This is a genomic window from Streptomyces sp. NPDC051740, from assembly GCF_044453165.1.
Classification (GTDB): domain Bacteria; phylum Actinomycetota; class Actinomycetes; order Streptomycetales; family Streptomycetaceae; genus Streptomyces; species Streptomyces atrovirens.
Window position 1 is genome coordinate 80303 of sequence record NZ_JBITCL010000008.1, and the last position, 17625, is coordinate 97927.

13 protein-coding genes and 1 tRNA gene are annotated in these 17625 nt (G+C 73.4%); 11 read left to right on the forward strand and 3 right to left on the reverse strand.

Annotated elements, in window-relative coordinates:
* Positions 1 to 214 precede the first annotated feature (214 nt).
* From ACIA6T_RS15610 to ACIA6T_RS15630, 5 genes are all read left to right on the forward strand, one after another.
* Positions 215 to 3523 (forward strand): ATP-dependent helicase, encoded by a 3309-nt coding sequence (locus tag ACIA6T_RS15610; RefSeq protein WP_399447035.1) that lies wholly within the window; start codon positions 215 to 217, stop codon positions 3521 to 3523.
* 100 nt (positions 3524 to 3623) lie between these two features.
* Complete coding sequence (locus ACIA6T_RS15615; RefSeq protein WP_399447036.1) at positions 3624 to 7097, forward strand: UvrD-helicase domain-containing protein; 3474 nt, start codon at positions 3624 to 3626, stop codon at positions 7095 to 7097.
* A gap of 10 nt (positions 7098 to 7107) precedes the next feature.
* On the forward strand, positions 7108 to 8520 hold the full coding sequence (locus ACIA6T_RS15620; RefSeq protein ID WP_399447037.1) for a dipeptidase: 1413 nt from the start codon (positions 7108 to 7110) through the stop codon (positions 8518 to 8520).
* A gap of 146 nt (positions 8521 to 8666) precedes the next feature.
* Positions 8667 to 9611: an NAD(+) diphosphatase gene (gene nudC / locus ACIA6T_RS15625; protein WP_399447038.1), complete on the forward strand. Its 945-nt coding sequence runs from the start codon at positions 8667 to 8669 to the stop codon at positions 9609 to 9611.
* 83 nt (positions 9612 to 9694) lie between these two features.
* Positions 9695 to 9769 (forward strand) — tRNA-Trp (locus tag ACIA6T_RS15630).
* A gap of 74 nt (positions 9770 to 9843) precedes the next feature.
* On the opposite strand, the gene ACIA6T_RS15635 is transcribed toward ACIA6T_RS15630, so the two are convergent.
* Positions 9844 to 10101 carry a mycoredoxin gene (locus tag ACIA6T_RS15635; protein WP_073932358.1) on the reverse strand — a complete coding sequence of 86 codons (258 nt, stop codon included), beginning with the start codon at positions 10099 to 10101 and terminating at the stop codon, positions 9844 to 9846.
* Positions 10102 to 10203: 102 nt separating this feature from the next.
* Here ACIA6T_RS15635 and ACIA6T_RS15640 point away from each other — a divergent pair, with 102 nt between their 5' ends.
* The 5 genes from ACIA6T_RS15640 (at position 10204) to ACIA6T_RS15660 (ending at position 14174) form a co-directional block, all read left to right on the forward strand.
* A complete protein-coding gene (locus ACIA6T_RS15640) occupies positions 10204 to 12495 on the forward strand; it encodes an ATP-dependent DNA helicase UvrD2 (protein ID WP_399447039.1) in 2292 nt (763 codons plus the stop codon).
* A 163-nt stretch (positions 12496 to 12658) separates the two neighbouring features.
* Positions 12659 to 12973, forward strand: a complete 315-nt coding sequence (locus ACIA6T_RS15645; RefSeq protein WP_399447040.1) for a hypothetical protein — start codon at positions 12659 to 12661, stop codon at positions 12971 to 12973.
* Positions 12974 to 13140: 167 nt separating this feature from the next.
* A complete protein-coding gene (locus ACIA6T_RS15650; protein WP_385049698.1) occupies positions 13141 to 13509 on the forward strand; it encodes a WhiB family transcriptional regulator in 369 nt (122 codons plus the stop codon).
* Entirely contained in the window at positions 13506 to 13829 is a 324-nt protein-coding gene (locus tag ACIA6T_RS15655) for a hypothetical protein (RefSeq protein WP_385049701.1), read from the forward strand. The genes ACIA6T_RS15650 and ACIA6T_RS15655 overlap by 4 nt, the downstream gene beginning before the upstream one ends.
* A gap of 135 nt (positions 13830 to 13964) precedes the next feature.
* A complete protein-coding gene (locus ACIA6T_RS15660) occupies positions 13965 to 14174 on the forward strand; it encodes a hypothetical protein (RefSeq protein WP_399447041.1) in 210 nt (69 codons plus the stop codon).
* A 31-nt stretch (positions 14175 to 14205) separates the two neighbouring features.
* Here ACIA6T_RS15660 and ACIA6T_RS15665 read toward each other — a convergent pair whose 3' ends face one another.
* Together ACIA6T_RS15665 and ACIA6T_RS15670 are read right to left on the reverse strand one after the other, a co-directional pair.
* Entirely contained in the window at positions 14206 to 15573 is a 1368-nt protein-coding gene (locus ACIA6T_RS15665; RefSeq protein WP_399447042.1) for an ABC1 kinase family protein, read from the reverse strand.
* The gene (locus ACIA6T_RS15670) at positions 15566 to 16792 is read right to left on the reverse strand and encodes a TOMM precursor leader peptide-binding protein (protein ID WP_399447043.1); all 1227 of its coding nucleotides are present in this window, start codon (positions 16790 to 16792) and stop codon (positions 15566 to 15568) included. Before ACIA6T_RS15670 ends, ACIA6T_RS15665 begins: the two co-directional genes overlap by 8 nt.
* Positions 16793 to 17008: 216 nt before the next feature.
* On the opposite strand from ACIA6T_RS15670, the gene ACIA6T_RS15675 reads away from it, so the two are divergent.
* Entirely contained in the window at positions 17009 to 17605 is a 597-nt protein-coding gene (locus ACIA6T_RS15675; RefSeq protein WP_399447044.1) for a M48 family metallopeptidase, read from the forward strand.
* Positions 17606 to 17625: the final 20 nt, after the last annotated feature.

Sequence of the window (17625 nt, forward strand, 5' to 3'; positions counted from 1 at the left end):
TCAAGGTGATACGGGGCACATTCGTGGCATGACGTACGTTCGTGAGGCAAGGGACATGTGCGGCCGGAGTGCCCGGAGGGAAGAAGCGGAAAGCCTGCTTCCGCACTTTTCACCGGCGTAGCGTCGGCCGCGCGTGCCCCCTTCACCCCGCGCCCACCGCCCCGCACGCGCGGCGAACGGCCCCACAGCACACCCACCAGGACCGGCGAACCACGTGAGCTCCTCTTCCTCCACCAACGGCCTGTCGCACCCCCAGGTGCGGCGGGGGAACCGTGGCGCTTATCGACTGGTGCGTACCCCGCCCGCTCGGGTGAATCCCCCTCACATGGACGCCGCGCAGCGCTCCGTGGTTGAGCACACGACCGGCCCGCTGCTCGTTCTCGCAGGTCCGGGCACCGGCAAGACCACCACCCTGGTCGAGTCCGTGGCCGCGCGGATCGCCCGTGGCGGGGACCCCGAGCGGATCCTGGTGCTGACGTTCAGCCGCAGGGCGGCCGTCGAGCTGCGCGACCGCATGGCCCTGCGCATCGGGGCCGCGCGCGCCCCGCAGGCGACCACCTTCCACTCGTTCTGCTACGCCCTGATCCGCGCCCACCAGGACAGCGACCTCTTCGTGGAGCCGCTGCGGCTGCTGTCGGGCCCCGAGCAGGACGTCACCGTCCGCGAGCTGCTCGCCGGCCAGGTGGACCTGGAGCGGCTCGGGCTCGCCCATGTGCGCTGGCCGGACGAGCTGCGCGCCTGCCTGACCACCCGCGGCTTCGCCGACGAGGTCCGCGCGGTGCTCGCCCGCAGCCGCGAGCTGGGGCTCGGCCCCGGGGCCCTGGACGCCTTCGCCCGCCGCATCGGGCGCCCCGACTGGCGCGCCGCCTCCGCCTTCCTCGCCGAGTACCTCGACGTCCTCGACCTGCAGGGCGTCCTCGACTACGCCGAACTGGTCCACCGCGCGGTGCTCCTCGCCGGCCGCCCGGAGATCGCCGGGCGGCTGGCCGCGCGGTACGACGCCGTCTACGTCGACGAGTACCAGGACACCGACCCCGCCCAGGTACGGCTGCTGCGTGCCCTGGCCGGCGGCCGCACCCTCGTCGCCTTCGGCGACCCCGACCAGTCGATCTACGCCTTCCGGGGCGCGGACGTGGGCGGCATCCTGGAGTTCCCGCACGCCTTCCCCCGCGCGGACGGCCGCCCGGCCCCGGTCGAGGTGCTGCGCACCTCCCGGCGCTCCGACGCCGCCCTGCTGGAGGCGACCCGGCGGGTGACCCGGCGCATGCCGCTGCCCCGCCTGCCCGCCGAGAAGGTCCGCGCCCACCGGGAGCTGACCCCGGACCGGGACGGCGGCCGGGTCGAGGTGTACACCTACCCGACGTCCGGCACGGAGCTGGACAACATCGCCGACATCCTGCGCCGGGCGCACCTGGAGGACGGCGTTCCCTGGAAGGACATGGCCGTCCTGGTCCGGGCCGGCGCCCGCACCCTCCCCGCCGTCCGCCGCGCGCTCACCTCGGCGGGCGTCCCCGTGGACGTCGACGGCAACGACCTGCCCCTGCGCCACGAACCCGCGGTGGCCCCGCTGCTGACGGCCCTGCGCGCGGTGGCGGCGGCGGAGGCGGACGACCGGGAGGACGCGGGGCCCGGTCCCGAAGCGCAACCGTGCTGGCTCGACACCGAAACCGCCCTCACCCTGCTCACCTCCCCCCTCGCCGGCATGGACGCCGCCGATCTGCGCCGCCTCGGCCGGGCCCTGCGCGAGGAGGAGCGGGCCGGAGGCAACCCGCTGCCGCCGCCCTCGGACGAGCTGCTCGCGCGTGCGCTGGCCGAACCGGAGCGGCTCGCCGTGCACGACCCCGTCTACGCGCGGGGCGCCCAGCGTCTCGGCGGCCTGCTGCGCCGCGCCCGTGAGCGCCTGGCGGGCGGCGGTACGGCCGAGGAGGCCCTGTGGGACCTGTGGGACGGCACACCGTGGCCCGGGCGCCTGGAGCGCGCCGTCCGGCGCGGCGGCGCGGCCGGCCGTAACGCCGACCGGGACCTCGACGCCGTGTGCGCGCTGTTCGCGACCGCCGCCCGCGCGGAGGAACGCACCGGCGGCCGGGGCACCCTGAACTTCCTGGAGGAGATCGAGGCCCAGGACATCGCCGCCGACACCCTCACCCGGCGCGCCGCCCGCCCCGACGCCGTGCGCCTGATGACCGCGCACCGCTCCAAGGGCCTGGAGTGGCGCCTGGTCGTCGTGGCCGGCGTCCAGGAGGGTCTGTGGCCGGACCTGCGCCGCCGCGGCTCCCTGCTGGAGGCCGACCGCATCGGCCGCGACGGACTCGCCGAACCGCTCACTCCCGGCGCGCTGCTCGCCGAGGAACGCCGCCTGTTCTACGTAGCGGCTACGCGCGCGCGTGAACGGCTCGTCGTGACGGCCGTGAAGGCGCCCGCCGACGACGGCGACCAGCCCTCCCGCTTCCTGACCGAACTCGGCGTCGAACCCAAGGACGTCACCGGGCGCCCGCGCCGCCCCCTGGCCGTCGCCGCGCTCGTCGCCGAACTGCGCGCCACGACGGTCGACCCCCGGGTCTCCGACACCCTGCGGGAGGCCGCCGCCCAGCGGCTGGCCCGGCTCGCCGCGCTCGCCGACGAGGACGGCCGCCCCCTGGTGCCGTCCGCGCACCCCTACCGCTGGTGGGGCATGTTCGAACCCACGGCGAGCAAGGTGCCGCTGCGCGACCGTGACCAGCCCGTCGTGCTCTCCGGCAGCGCCCTCGACCAGCTCGCCAACACCTGCGCCCTGCAGTGGTTCCTGGGCCGTGAGGTGAAGGCCGACGCGCCCGCGACCGCGGCCCAGGGCTTCGGCAACGTGGTGCACGTCCTCGCCGACGAGGTGGCCTCCGGGCACACCCCCGCCGACCTCGCCGTCCTCATGGAGCGCCTCGACTCGGTGTGGAACGCGCTCGCCTTCGACGCGCCGTGGAAGTCGGCGCAGGAGAAGGAGCACGCGCGCGTGGCGCTCGAACGCTTCCTGAAGTGGCACGTCATGGACCGCGCCGGACGCACCCCGGTGGCCAGCGAGCACGACTTCGACGTCACCCTCGAAGCGGGCGACTACGAGGTCCGCATCCGCGGCCAGATGGACCGCGTCGAGACCGACGGCGAGGGACGCGCGTACGTCGTCGACTTCAAGACCGGCAAACAGGCGCCCAGCGCCAAGGAGGTGGAGCGCCACCCCCAGCTCGCCGTCTACCAGCTCGCCGTCGGGGAGGGCGCCGTCGACGACGCCTTCGACGGCGCGCGCCCCGAACCGGGCGGCGCCGAGCTCGTCCAGCTGCGCCAGGGAGCCGCCAAGCGGGACGGCGGCGAGACCCTGCCCAAGGTGCAGGCCCAGGAGCCGCCGGAGGGGGAGTGGATCGGCGATCTGCTGGCCACGGCCGCCGGGAAGGTCCTCGACGAACGGTTCGGCCCGACCGCGGGCCAGCACTGCGCCCACTGCGCGTTCCGGGCCTCGTGCAGCGCCCGGCCCGAGGGCCGGCACGTGGTCGAGTGACCGGAGTGACGCATCGCACCACCCGTGCCGACCTGCGGTTCTCCGCTCCCGGAGCGCTCTGACGGCCCCCGCTGTCAGTGTCCGCCGCTAGATTCTGCGTGTGCCCGCTCGTATCACCGATGCCGATCAGCTCAAGGAGCTCCTCGGCATCCCGTTCACTCCGGAGCAGACGGCCTGCATCATCGCGCCGCCCGCCCCGCAGGTGATCGTGGCCGGAGCCGGGTCGGGCAAGACGACGGTGATGGCGGCCCGCGTGGTGTGGCTGGTCGGCACCGGCCAGGTCGCCCCCGAACAGGTACTCGGCCTCACCTTCACCAACAAGGCCGCCGGTGAACTCGCCGAACGCGTCCGCAAGGCGCTGATCAAGGCCGGCGTCACCGACCCCGACGCCATCGACCCGGACAACCCCCCGGGCGAGCCCGTGATCTCCACGTACCACGCCTTCGCGGGCCGCCTCCTGACCGACCACGGACTGCGCGTCGGCCTCGAACCGACCTCCCGCCTCCTCGCCGACGCCACCCGCTACCAGCTCGCCGCGCGGGTCCTGCGCGAGGCCCCCGGCCTCTACCCGGCGCTCACCCGCTCCTTCCCCGACCTGGTCGGCGACCTCCTCACCCTCGACGGCGAGCTCGCCGAACACCTCGTACGGCCCGAGGACCTGCGCGCCCACGACGCCGAACTGCTGCGCACCCTGGAGAACACCAGACTCACCAACGCCGACCTGCGCAAGGTCCCCGAGGCGGCCGCCGCGCGACGCGAGCTCGCCGACCTCGTGCTGCGCTACCGGGCCGCCAAACGCGAACGCGACCTGCTCGACTTCGGCGACCAGATCGCCCTGTCCGCCCGGCTCGCCGCCCTCCCCGAGGTGGGCCGCGTCCTGCGCGACGAGTTCCGCGTGGTCCTCCTCGACGAGTACCAGGACACCTCCGTCGCCCAGCGGGTCCTGCTGGCCGGACTGTTCGGCGGCGGCACCGGCCACCCCGTGACCGCCGTCGGCGACCCCTGCCAGGCGATCTACGGCTGGCGCGGCGCCTCCGTCGCCAACCTCGACGACTTCCCCGAACACTTCGCCCACGCCGACGGCCGCCCCGCCACCCGCCAGTCGCTCAGCGAGAACCGCCGCAGCGGCGGCCGCCTCCTCGACCTCGCCAACGGCCTCGCCGAGCCGCTGCGCGCCATGCACGCGGGCGTGGAGGCCCTCCGCCCGGCCCCCGGCGCCGAACGCGACGGCACCGTCCGCTGCGCCCTGCTGCCCACCCACGCGGAGGAGATCGACTGGATCGCCGACTCCGTCGCCCACCTCGTGAACACCGGCAAGGCACCCGGCGAGATCGCCGTGCTGTGCCGCACGGCCGGCGACTTCGCCGAGATCCAGGGCGCCCTGGTCGCCAGGGACGTCCCCGTCGAGGTGGTCGGCCTGTCCGGGCTGCTGCACCTGCCCGAGATCGCCGACCTCGTCGCCGTCTGCGAGGTCCTCCAGGACCCCGGCGCCAACGCCTCCCTCGTACGGCTGCTGACCGGCCCGCGCTGGCGCATCGGCCCCCGCGACCTCGCCCTGCTGGGGCGGCGCGCACGACGGCTCGTCTCCCACGCGCGCGTGGACGGCGACGACGACCCCGACCGGCGGCTCGCCGAAGCCGTCGAGGGCGTCGACCCGGCCGAGGTGATCTCACTCGCCGACGCCCTCGACACCTTCCTGGAGACACCGCTGGACGGCCGCGGGGACGACGACGGCCTGCCCTTCTCACCGGACGCCCGCGTACGCTTCGCCCGCCTGGCCACCGAACTGCGCGAACTGCGCCGCTCCCTCGCCGACCCCCTCATGGACGTCCTGCACCGCGTCCTCGCCGTCACCGGCCTGGAGGTCGAACTCTCCGCGTCCCCGCACGCCCTGGCCGCCCGCCGGCGTGAGACCCTCTCCAACTTCCTCGACATCGCCGCGTCCTTCGCCGCCGGCGACAACGAGGCCACCCTGCTCGCCTTCCTCGCCTTCCTGCGCACCGCCGCCCAGTACGAGAAGGGCCTCGACAACGCGCTGCCCGGCGGCGAGAACACCGTCAAGGTCCTCACCGCGCACAAGTCCAAGGGCCTCGAATGGGACGTCGTCGCCGTCCCCGGACTGGTCACCGGCACCTTCCCCAGCAGCCAGGGCCGCGAGAAGTGGACCACGCAGGGCAGGGTGCTGCCGCACGGACTGCGCGGCGACGCCGACACCCTGCCCGACGTCGAGTCCTGGGACTCCCGGGGCCTGAAGGCCTTCCACGAGGCCATGAAGGAACACCAGCACACCGAGGAACTCCGCCTCGGCTACGTCACCTTCACCCGCCCCCGTTCCCTGCTCCTCGGCTCCGGCCACTGGTGGGGGCCCAGCCAGAAGAAACCGCGCGGCCCCTCCGACTTCCTCCACGCCCTCTACGCGCACTGCGCCGCCGGACACGGCGAGATCGAGGCATGGGCCGACGAGCCCGCCGAGGACGAGGAGAACCCCGCCCTGCACCGGGCCGGCGACGACCAGGTCTGGCCCCTGCCCCTCGACGACGCCGCGCTCGCCCGCCGCCGCGCGGCCGCCGACACCGTCCTCGCCCACCTCCACCGCCTCGCCGCCCACCCGGACGGCCCCGCCACGGCCGTACACGACCCCGACACCCACGACGACCCGGACTGGCCGCCACCGCCCGATGACGAGGACCCCCTCCCCGAGGAGGACCCCTTCGCGGACGCCGACCCGGACGACTGGGACTCCTGGAGCACCGACCGTCCCACCGTCCCGCGCCAGGCGACGGCCCCGGAACCCACCGCACACCCCGGCCCGGCGGAGCCGGCCCACCCGTCGCGCCCCCGTCTCACCCCCGAGGAGGCCCGCACCGTCGCCTCCTGGGACCGCGACCTCGACGCCCTCACCGGAGAGCTCCTGCACCTGCGCACGAGCGTCACCGAGGTGCGGCTGCCCGCCTCGCTGACCGCCTCCCAGCTGCTGCGCCTGGCCGCCGACCCGGACGGCTTCGCCCAGGAACTGGCCCGTCCCATGCCCCGCCCGCCGCAGCCCGCCGCGCGCCGCGGCACCCGCTTCCACGCATGGGTCGAGGCACGCTTCGAGGAACTGACCCTGCCCATGCTCGACCCGGACGAGCTGCCCGGCGGCGACGCCGAGATCTCCGACGAACACGACCTGGAGGCCCTCAAGGAGGCCTTCGAACGCACCGAGTACGCCCACCGCACCCCTTACCGCGTGGAAGCCCCCTTCCAGCTGTCGATCGCCGGCCGCGTCGTCCGCGGCCGCATCGACGCCGTCTACCGGAAGGACGGCGGGGACGGGACGACGTACGAGATCGTCGACTGGAAGACCGGCCGCGACCACACCGCCGACCCGCTCCAGCTCGCCGTCTACCGGCTCGCCTGGGCCGAACAACAGGGCGTCCCCCCGGAGACCGTCACGACCGCGTTCCTGTACGTACGCACCGGTGAGATCGTCCGCCCCGACCCCCTGCCCGGCCGCGCGGAGCTGGAGCGGCTGCTGCTCGGGGAGCCGCCCGGTGAGATACCGCACTCCGAGGACACCGGCGCGGGCCGATAGGCTCGAGGACATGAGCCAGCCCGTTGACACCGCCGTCAGCGCCGTCCGTACGTACATCGCACAGCACCGCGTCGCCTTCCTCGACGACCTCACCGAGTGGCTGCGCATCCCGTCCGTCTCGGCCCAGCCCGACCACGCGCCCGACGTGCGCCACAGCGCCGACTGGCTCGCCGCCAAACTCAAGGAGACCGGCTTCCCGACCGCCGAGGTCTGGCCCACCCCCGGCGCCCCGGCCGTCTACGCCGAATGGCCCTCCGACGCCCCCGAGGCGCCCACCGTGCTGGTCTACGGCCACCACGATGTGCAGCCGGCGGCCCGCGAGGACGGCTGGGACAGCGAGCCCTTCGAACCCGTCGTCCGGGACGGCCGCCTCTACGCGCGCGGCGCGGCCGACGACAAGGGCCAGGTGTTCCTCCACACCCTCGGCGTCCGGGCCCACCTCGCCGCCACCGGCCGCACCACCCCGGCCGTCCACCTGAAACTGCTGATCGAGGGCGAGGAGGAATCCGGCTCCCCGCACTTCCGCGCGCTCGTCGAACAGCACGCGGACCGGCTCACCGCCGACGCCGTGATCGTCTCCGACACCGGCATGTGGTCCGAGGACACCCCCACCGTGTGCACCGGCATGCGCGGCCTCGCCGAGTGCGAGATCCGGCTGTACGGACCCGACCAGGACATCCACTCCGGTTCCTTCGGCGGCGCGGTGCCCAACCCGGCCACCGCCGCCGCCCGCCTGGTGGCCGCCCTGCACGACGAGCACGCGCGCGTGGCGATCCCCGGCTTCTACGACGGTGTCGTCGAGCTCACCGACCGCGAACGCGAACTCTTCGCCGAACTGCCCTTCGACGAGGAGCGGTGGCTGCGCACCGCCAGGTCCCACGGCACCCGCGGCGAAGCCGGATACAGCACCCTGGAGCGCGTCTGGGCCCGACCCACCGCCGAGGTCAACGGCATCGGCGGCGGCTACCAGGGCCCCGGCAGCAAGACGATCATCCCGTCCTCCGCCATGGTGAAGCTGTCCTTCCGCCTCGTCGCCGGCCAGGACCCCGAGCACGTGCGCGAGGCCGTCGGCGCCTGGGTGCCCGGACAGCTGCCCGACGGCATCCGCCACGAGATCACCTTCAGCCCCGCCACCCGCCCCTGCCTGACGCCACTGGACCACCCGGCCCTGCAGTCCGTGGTCCGGGCCATGGGCCGCGCCTTCGGCGCACCCGTCCGCTTCACCCGCGAGGGCGGCTCCGGACCGGCCGCCGACCTCCAGGACGTCCTCGGCGCACCGGTGCTGTTCCTCGGCACCTCCGTCCCGTCCGACGGCTGGCACGCCCCCAACGAGAAGGTCGACCTGGACCTGCTCCTCAAAGGCGTCGAGACCAGCGCGTACCTGTGGGGCGACCTCGCCGAGCACTGGCGGCACGCCCCCTGACCGCGCACACCGTCCGAACCGGACGCCCGCGCGGGGCACACTGGAAGGGACCCGCCGCGCCCCGCAGGACCCGGTCCCTCCCGCCGCACGTCCCGCCGAACCGCCCGCCGTCCCAATCCGTTCCACCGGGGGAGTTGGAAGCACCCGTGACCACCTGGACCGACCACACCGCCGACCGACCCATCTCGCTCACCGCCCCGAGCGGCATCGACCGCGCCGCCCACCACCGGCTCGACGAGGCATGGCTCGCGGCGGCGTGGAGCCACCCCTCGACCCGCTGCTTCGTGGTCTCCGGCGGCCAGGTCCTCATCGACGAGGCGGCGGACGGGCGTACCGAACTCGTCATGACCCCGTCCTTCGAGGCCCCGCTCACCGAGGCCCACCGCTACTTCCTGGGCATCGACGACGAGGGCGTCAGCTACTTCGCCCTCCAGAAGGACTCCCTGCCCGGCCGCATGGACGACTCCGCCCGCCCGGCGGGCCTGCGCGAGGCGGGACTGCTCCTGTCGCAGCGCGAGGCCGGCCTGATGGTGCACGCGGTCGCCCTGGAGAACTGGCAGCGGCTGCACCGCTTCTGCTCCCGCTGCGGTGAGCGCACCGTCATCGCCGCCGCCGGCCACATCCGCCGCTGCCCCGCCTGCGGCGCCGAGCACTACCCGCGCACCGACCCCGCGGTGATCATGGCCGTGGTCGACGACCAGGACCGCATCCTGCTCGGCCGCCAGGTCCACTGGCCCGAGGGCCGCTTCTCCACGCTCGCCGGATTCGTCGAGCCGGGGGAGTCCATCGAGCAGTCGGTGCGCCGCGAGGTCCACGAGGAGGTCGGCATCGGCGTCGGCGAGGTCGAGTACGTCGCCAGCCAGCCCTGGCCCTTCCCGTCCAGCCTCATGCTGGGCTTCACCGCACGCGCCACCTCGACCGAGATCGACGTGGACGGCGACGAGATCCACGAGGCCCGCTGGTTCTCCCGCGACGAACTCGGCGCCGCCTTCGAGTCCGGCGAGGTGCTCCCGCCGTACGGCATCTCGATCGCGGCCCGCCTGATCGAACGCTGGTACGGCAAGGACCTGCCGGCCCGCAGCGCCTTCTGACCGGACGCCCAGCGCCCGACGGAGCTCCGACGCCAAGCCGTCGGGGCTCCGTCCCGTGCACCGGCTACGCTGTCGGACCGGGCGGAGCCGTAGCGCAGAGGTCGTCGCGCGCGGTCTCCAAAACCGCGAGGACGCCGGTTCGAATCCGGCCGGTTCCGCCTCCCCGCGCCCCTGAAGACACGTCGGCCCCCTCCGGTGACCTCGACCGGAGGGGGCGCGGCGCCGGGGAACGTCAGACCGCGAGAGCCTGCTTCACCTGGGCGAGACTCGGGTTCGTCATCACGACCTCGTCGCCACCGGCGGAGGGAACCACCCGTACGGTGGGCACCGTCTGGTTTCCGCCGTTCGCCTTCTCCACGAAGGCCGCGGAGTCCGGGTCCTGCTCGATGTTGATCTCGGTGTACGCGATGCCCTCACGGTCCAGCTGGCTCTTCAGCCGACGGCAGTAGCCGCACCACGTGGTGCTGTACATCGTCACAGTGCCCTGCATGCCTCTCGCGCTCCTTCGGCGGCTCGGGGAAGTCCTGGTCGTGGGAGGAACGTACGGGAGAGCGCCGGCATTCCCGCCGGGTGGCCGCACGTGTCCCACGTGATGCCTGCCGCATTAGTACGACTACGAGGGCCTCCCTGTGGACAACCGGCTCGCCTGTCTCCGGCGACCTGGCAGCATGGCTGTGTGACAGCAGCAACGCACTCCACTCTCTTCCCGCAGGTACCGGACTCGGCCGACGCGGTGCTCGAAGGGCTCGACCCCGAGCAGCGCGCCGTGGCCACCGCCCTGCAGGGTCCGGTGTGCGTGCTGGCGGGCGCCGGCACCGGCAAGACCCGGGCGATCACCCACCGGATCGCCTACGGGGTGCGCGCGGGCATCCTCCAGCCCTCCAGCGTGCTCGCCGTCACCTTCACCAACCGCGCCGCCGGGGAGATGCGCGGCCGGCTGCGCCAGCTCGGTGCCGCCGGCGTCCAGGCCCGCACCTTCCACTCCGCGGCGCTGCGCCAGCTGCAGTACTTCTGGCCGAAAGCGATCGGCGGCTCCCTGCCCCGGCTCGTCGACCGCAAGATCCAGCTGGTCGCCGACGCGGCCGCCGCCTGCCGGATCCGGCTCGACCGGGGCGAGCTGCGGGACGTCACCGCGGAGATCGAATGGTCCAAGGTCACCCAGACCGTCCCGGCCGACTACGCGGCCGCCGCCGCCAAGGCCGGCCGGGAGTCCCCCCGTGACCCCGCCGAGATCGCCCAGCTCTACTCCGCCTACGAGGACCTCAAGCGCGAGCGCGCCGTCATCGACTTCGAGGACGTGCTGCTGCTGACCGTCGCCGTCCTGCAGGACCGGCACGACATCGCCGATCAGGTCCGCGCCCAGTACCAGCACTTCGTCGTCGACGAGTACCAGGACGTCAGCCCGCTCCAGCAGCGGCTGCTGGAACTGTGGCTCGGCGAGCGGGAGAACCTGTGCGTGGTCGGCGACGCCAGCCAGACGATCTATTCGTTCACGGGCGCAACACCCGACCACCTGCTCGACTTCCGCACCCGCCACCCCGGGGCCACCGTCGTCAAGCTGGTCCGCGACTACCGCTCGACCCCCCAGGTCGTCCGCCTGGCGAACGGCCTGCTCGCCCAGGCCCGTGGCCGGGCCGCCGATCACCGGCTGGAACTGGTCTCTCAGCGCGCCGCGGGGACCGAGCCGGTCTTCACCGAGTACCCCGACGAGCCCGCCGAGGCGGAGGGCGCCGCTCGCCGCATCCGTGAGCTGATCGACGCCGGGGTCCCGGCGAGCGAGATCGCCGTCCTGTTCCGGACGAACGCCCAGTCCGAGACCTACGAGCAGGCCCTCGCCGATGTCGGCGTGCCCTACCAGCTGCGGGGCGCCGAGCGGTTCTTCGACCGTCCCGAGGTGCGCAAGGCCGGCATCGCCCTGCGCGGCGCGGCCCGCTTCGGCGGCAACGACCCCCTCCTCGACGACGCACCCGACCTGCCCTCCCAGGTGCGGGCCGTGCTCTCGGGCGAGGGCTGGACGACCCAGCCGCCGGCCGGTTCCGGAGCGGTCCGGGAACGCTGGGAGTCACTGGCCGCGCTGGTGCATCTCGCCCAGGACTTCGCCGCCGCCAGACCCGGCGCCACCCTCGCCGACCTCGTCGCCGAACTCGACGAGCGGGCCGGCGCCCAGCACGCCCCGACCGTGCAGGGCGTCACCCTCGCCTCGCTGCACTCGGCCAAGGGCCTGGAGTGGGACGTCGTCTTCCTGGTCGGCGTCGCCGAGGGCATGATGCCGATCACCTACGCAAAGACCGACGAGCAGATCGAGGAGGAGCGCCGCCTCCTCTACGTCGGTGTCACCCGCGCCCGTGAGCGCCTCCAGCTCTCCTGGGCGCTCTCCCGTTCACCCGGCAGCCGGCCGAACCGTCGCCCCAGCCGCTTCCTCCACGGACTGCGCCCCGGCTCGAACGCCACCGCGGGCCGGGGCGGCGCGGCCGGCGCGGGAGGTGTGGAGCGCGGTTCGTTCGGGACGGCGTCCGCCTCGGTCGTCCCGGGTCCGAGACGCGGACAGCGCAGCCCCGCCCGCTGCCGGGTGTGCGGCCGCACGCTGACCGACGCGGGTGAGATGAAGCTGATGCGCTGCGAGGACTGCCCCACGGACATGGACGAGGGCCTGTACGAGCGGCTCCGTGAGTGGCGCGCCGGCCAGGCGGGGCGCAGCGGGCAGCCGGCCTTCTGCGTCTTCACCGACAAGACGCTGATGGCCATCGCCGAGACGGTCCCCGACGACGAGCACGCACTGGCCAGGATCCCCGGGGTGGGGATGCGCAAGCTGGGCCGCTACGGCGCCGATGTTCTGGCCATCTGCGCAGGTCGCGACATCGACGAGGAACGGGATCAGGACTGATCCGAACTCGTCGGAAAAATAGTTTGCGCATGCCCCGGCAATCCCCATAGGTTCTTAGGCACGGGGACGGCGGCCTTCTCCAAGGCCCTGACTCCGTGTTGTACTTGCATATCCGCGGATCGGTTCACCCCGGTCCCCTAGACGCCGAGAGGAGGCGAGTCCAGTGATCAGCATCAACACCAGCTCCATCGTCAAACTGACCGATCGCTCGGCCGTCTCCCTGTGCATGCTCGGCGCCTCGAACCAGGGCACCGGTCTGTCCGGCGTCCATGCCGCACGTCTGGTGTCCTCCCTCGCTCCCGCGGCTCCTGCCGTCCGTGAGCGCGATGAGCGACCGACCAAGGCACTGGAAGCGGTAGTGGCACAGGCGAAGGCCTATGCCTTTGCGGCAGCCGGTGCCGGATTCCGGAAGCAGACGACGCAGCACCACCTGATGTGGGCCTTCCGTGGGCCAGAACCCTGGAGTGATCCAGCCTGATGCGATCAGGTCGGCGCCTTCAGGGCCGCGGAACCCCACCCGGGATCCGCGGCCCTTCTGTTTTCCCTCAAGCGGGGAGAGCGAAGCGCCTCGGGACAAGAAAAGAGCCCGGTACCAGCCGCCACCCGGCCAACAGGCCGGAAACGACCAGACGAGGAAGACGAACCGTGCAACTCGAAGCGCACGTCCCGTCCGTACCGCCTTCCGACACGATCCCCAAGCCCGGCTCCACGGAGGACCCGACCTTGACTCCGCTCACCGCGCTCACCGCGCTCGACGACGCCATCGAGAACCTCGGCGTGCCCGTCCCGTGCCGCTCCTACGACCCGGAGGTCTTCTTCGCCGAGTCGCCGGCGGACGTCGAGTACGCCAAGTCCCTCTGCCGTACCTGCCCGCTGATCGAGGCATGCCTCGCCGGCGCCAAGGAGCGGCGTGAGCCCTGGGGCGTCTGGGGCGGCGAGCTGTTCGTCCAGGGAGTTGTCGTCGCCCGCAAGCGGCCGCGTGGCCGCCCGCGCAAGAACCCGGTCATGGCATGAACACCCCAGGAACGATCGACCGCCCCCTCACGCACGACCCCCAGAAGCAGGCCCCGATGATGCCGTCCGCTCACGAGCCCGCAGGCTCCGCGACCGAAGACTTCACCACCAGCGGTGCGAACGACTCGCGCCAGAACAGGACCCGAGAGATGCAACTCATCCCAGAAGCCCTGGCCCGTGCGCATATGCACGAGCGACTGCAGGAGGCGCAGCGGGAGCGCCAGGCCGCCGGCCTGGTGACCGCTCGCCGGATGCAGCGCCGGGCCGAGCGCGCCTCCCGGCGCGCCCGCCGCGCGCTCGCCATGGCGGTCATGCAGTAACCGATCCCCCCTGAAGCGGTGGCCTCCCCAGCGGGAGGCACGGCTCTCCCCGCGGGGGCCGGTCCGTGTGAACGGACCGGCCCCCGCGGTGCGTTGTGCGGGGCGGACCGTCGGGAACGGCGTTATCGTCGCCGGGTGACGAGTCATCCCGGTGGCAGCGACGACGACGGCTCCGCGGAGGAGCCGGAGCCGCTGGTGTGTGCCCGCTGCGGCACCCGCGCCGAGGGGCTGCGGCCGACCTGGACCTTCTCCGTGGAGAACGGCGTCCGCCGCCACTACTGCGAGGCGTGCTCCCGCGACAACCTGCGGGCGATCGAGGGCCGCCTGGACTCGCAGTGGTGGTAGCGGCCGGCACGCGGAGCGCCCGCCGCGTCCGTCATGCCTGGGCGGCCGGTTCCTCCGCCGCCGGTTCCTCCGGGACGAAACCCGGCAGCCACTCCTCCAGTTCCTCCCGCAGCCGCACCGTCGCGCCCAGCTGACAGAGCACACCGATCGTGCTCAGGGTCACCCGGTGGATCAACAGGTAGGCCGGGGGAAGGTTGAGCTGCTTGGCCAGCTGGGAGGCGGGAGAGCGGGGGTCGGCTATCCGGGCCGCCTGGCTCCGCATCCAGCCGCGGGTGAAGGTGAACTCGTCGGCCGCGGCCGGCTCGATGATCGGCAGAAGGTAGTCGAGGACGGTGTCGGGGTCCAGCTCGATCGACTCCTTGACGAAGCCCTCGGCGCAGAGCATCTCGTAGACGGCCTCCGCCTCTCCGTCCAGCGTCATCCGCAGGGCCCCGCCGATGGGCTCGGGCAGCCCGCCCGGGAGCCGGTCGACGGTGCCGAAGTCCAGCACGCCCAGGCGCCAGTCGTCCTCGCCCCGCGGCCCGCCGGGCAGCAGACGGAAGTTTCCGGGATGCGGGTCGGCGTGCAGCAGACCGGTGCGGGCGGGACCGGAGAACAGGAAGCGGGCCAGGAGCTGGCCGGCCCGGTCGCGCTGTGCCTCCGTGCCGTCCGAGATGACCTCCGACAGCGGTATGCCGTCCATCCACTCGGTGATCAGCACCTGCTCGCACTGGTGGACCACGTCCGGTACGACGACGTCGGGGTCCTCCGTGAACTCCTCGGCGTGGGCCCGCTGGGCCTGGGCCTCAAGGCCGTAGTCCAGCTCTTCGGATACCCGGTCCTTGAGCTCCGTGATCAGCGGCTTGACGTCCATGCCGGGGATGAGCGGACCCAGCAGACGGGCGAAGCGGCTCAGCTGGTTCAGGTCGGACAGCAGGGCCTCGCCGGCGCCCGGGTACTGCACCTTGACCGCCACCTCGCGGCCGTCGTGCCACACCGCCCGGTGCACCTGGCCGATCGAGGCCGCGGCGGACGGCTTGTCCTCGAACTCCAGGAACAGCTCCTGCCAGCCTTCGCCCAGCCGCTCCGCCAGCACCGCGTGGACGGTACGGGTGGGCATCGGCGGGGCTGCCTCCTGCAGCTTGGTCAGCGCCGCCCGGTAGGGACCGGCGACCTCCTCCGGCAGGGCCGACTCGAAGACCGACAGGGCCTGGCCGAACTTCATCGCGCCGCCCTTGAGCTCGCCGAGCACCTTGAAGAGCTGCTCGGCGGTGCGCTGCTGGAGCTCGCGGCCGACAAGCTCCGCGGACTCGCCCACGATCCGCTTGCCGAGTCCCCAGGTAGCCCGCCCGGCGAAGCCGAGCGGGAGTGCGGCCAGTTTGGCGGTCCGGGTGACCGCCTTCCGGGGAAGATCAGACATGCGCCCTCCAAGTCCCTGCCGGCCGCTTCGCGTCCGCCTTGCGGCGCGACTCCTCCGACGGCCCGTGCACGGCCATTGTCTCGTGCGACCCCCCGTCCCCGGGGGTGTGTTCTCCCTTACCTTTTTCCGGACCTTCGCGTACGGCTCCGCACGGACAGGCCGGGTGCGGCCGGACCGGACGCGCATGCCAGCGCAGAGCGGGGAGGGACGCCTCCCAGCGTGCGCCGGCGCTGGACGGAACCCGGCCGTCCAGGAAGGCGAGCGCGTGGGCGGCCGCCAGCCCGGCCACCGTCGTGGCCAGCGTCAGGTCGCAGGCGCCCACCCGGCGCTGCCGCCCGGAGCGCCACTGGGCGGCCAGGCGCGACCAGGCCGGGTCCCGGTCGGTGCGGTCCTGCTGGAGACAGCCCGCACAGCTTGTCTCGCCGGGCAGGACCAGCGGGCCGACCACACCGGTCCCTTCCACCACACCGGCGTAGAGATGGGGTGTGCCCGAGGACAGGAGGGTTTCGGCGGCCGCCGGATCGGGCGCGTGCACGGCGACGTCGTCCCGTGGGGCGAGGACGACCAGACCGAAACCGGGGTCGCCGCCTTCGAGGGGGGACCGGGCGGTCCGGCGCGGCGGGCGGTCCGGGGCAGCCCGGCGTACCGCGCGGCGGGCCGCCTCGTCCCTGCGGTCGCCGACGGCTTCGGCGGGCAGCCCGCCCGGCGCGACGTCCCATGGCTCGACCTGCCCGACGTCGCGCACGTCGACCTCGCCCACTCCGGCCCCCGACAGCAGTGCCGCGAGGGCGGCACCCACTCGGCCCGCGCCTCTCACCTGTACCCGCGTACTGCGGCGCGCCGCCAGCCGACGCAGCGGATCGCCCGGTTCGGAGGTGGTCAGGGCGAGGGACGCCAGGTCCGGACGGAGCCGGTCGAGGACCTCCGGTTTCTCCCGCAGGGTCTCGGCGGCCGGTCCGCCGCCCCGCGAGTCGTCCAGTAGCCCGGCCCGCGACAGCCGGCGTACCAGCCGGTCGACATGGCCCTCGGGCAGATCCATGCGCCGTGCCTCCTCCCGCAGGAGCTCCAGTCCCCGGGTGCCGTTGAGCAGGTCGAGGAAGCTGCCCGTGGCCGTGTCCACCGGGCCCAGCGTCAACGCGTGCGCCGGCGTCATCCCGAACTGCACGGTGTTGAGATCGCGCCATCCGCGCCGCAGCGCGGGCTTGACCATCGGATGCATGACAGACCCCCGTATGTCCCGGATCATCCTCGTTGGGCGGTCGAGTCCTTCACGGCTCGTCCGACGCATGCCAGCATGCCGGGACGGGCCGGAGGTCGCCGAAAGTTGTCCACAGGCGGCGGGATTCATCGTACAAATCCGGCGCCCGGTGGGGGGATCGCCGTGGAACCGTCCCGGAGCCAAGACTTCCCCGTGTACAGCGGGTACCGTCGGGGCGTGCCCGCCGACCCACTGCACCGCGCCGGAAAGTCACAGCGCAGCACGACGAGCCAGCCGACGAACGGCTCACGGGCGAGCGCGATCGAGGTCCGCAGGAGCGCCCGCCGCCGCAGAACGGTCTCCGCGTACCGCGAGGGCGATCGCACCGTCGTGCTCATCCCCGCCCGGATGTCCGAGGCGGAGGAGCAGCGCTGGGTGACCGTCATGCTCGACAAGCTGGCCGCACAGGAGAGCAGGCGGACACTCGGGGACGCGGAGCTGACCGAGCGCGCCCGGCGGCTGTCCGAGCAGTACTTCGGCGGGCGGGCCCGGCCCGACTCGGTGCGCTGGGTCACCAACCAGAACACGCGCTGGGGCTCGTGCACCCCGTCCGAGGGAAGCATCCGGCTGTCGCACCGGCTGCAGGGCATGCCCGAGTACGTCGTCGACTACGTCCTCTGCCATGAGCTGGCGCATCTGCTGGTGCCCGGGCACGGCCCGCGTTTCTGGCGGCTGCTGGAGACGTATCCGAAGACCGAGCGGGCCCGTGGCTATCTCGAAGGGGTGGTCGCGGCCGAGCGGCTGCCGCATGTGCCGGGTGCGCGCGATGCGTGAGCACCGCCCGAGGTGAGCGC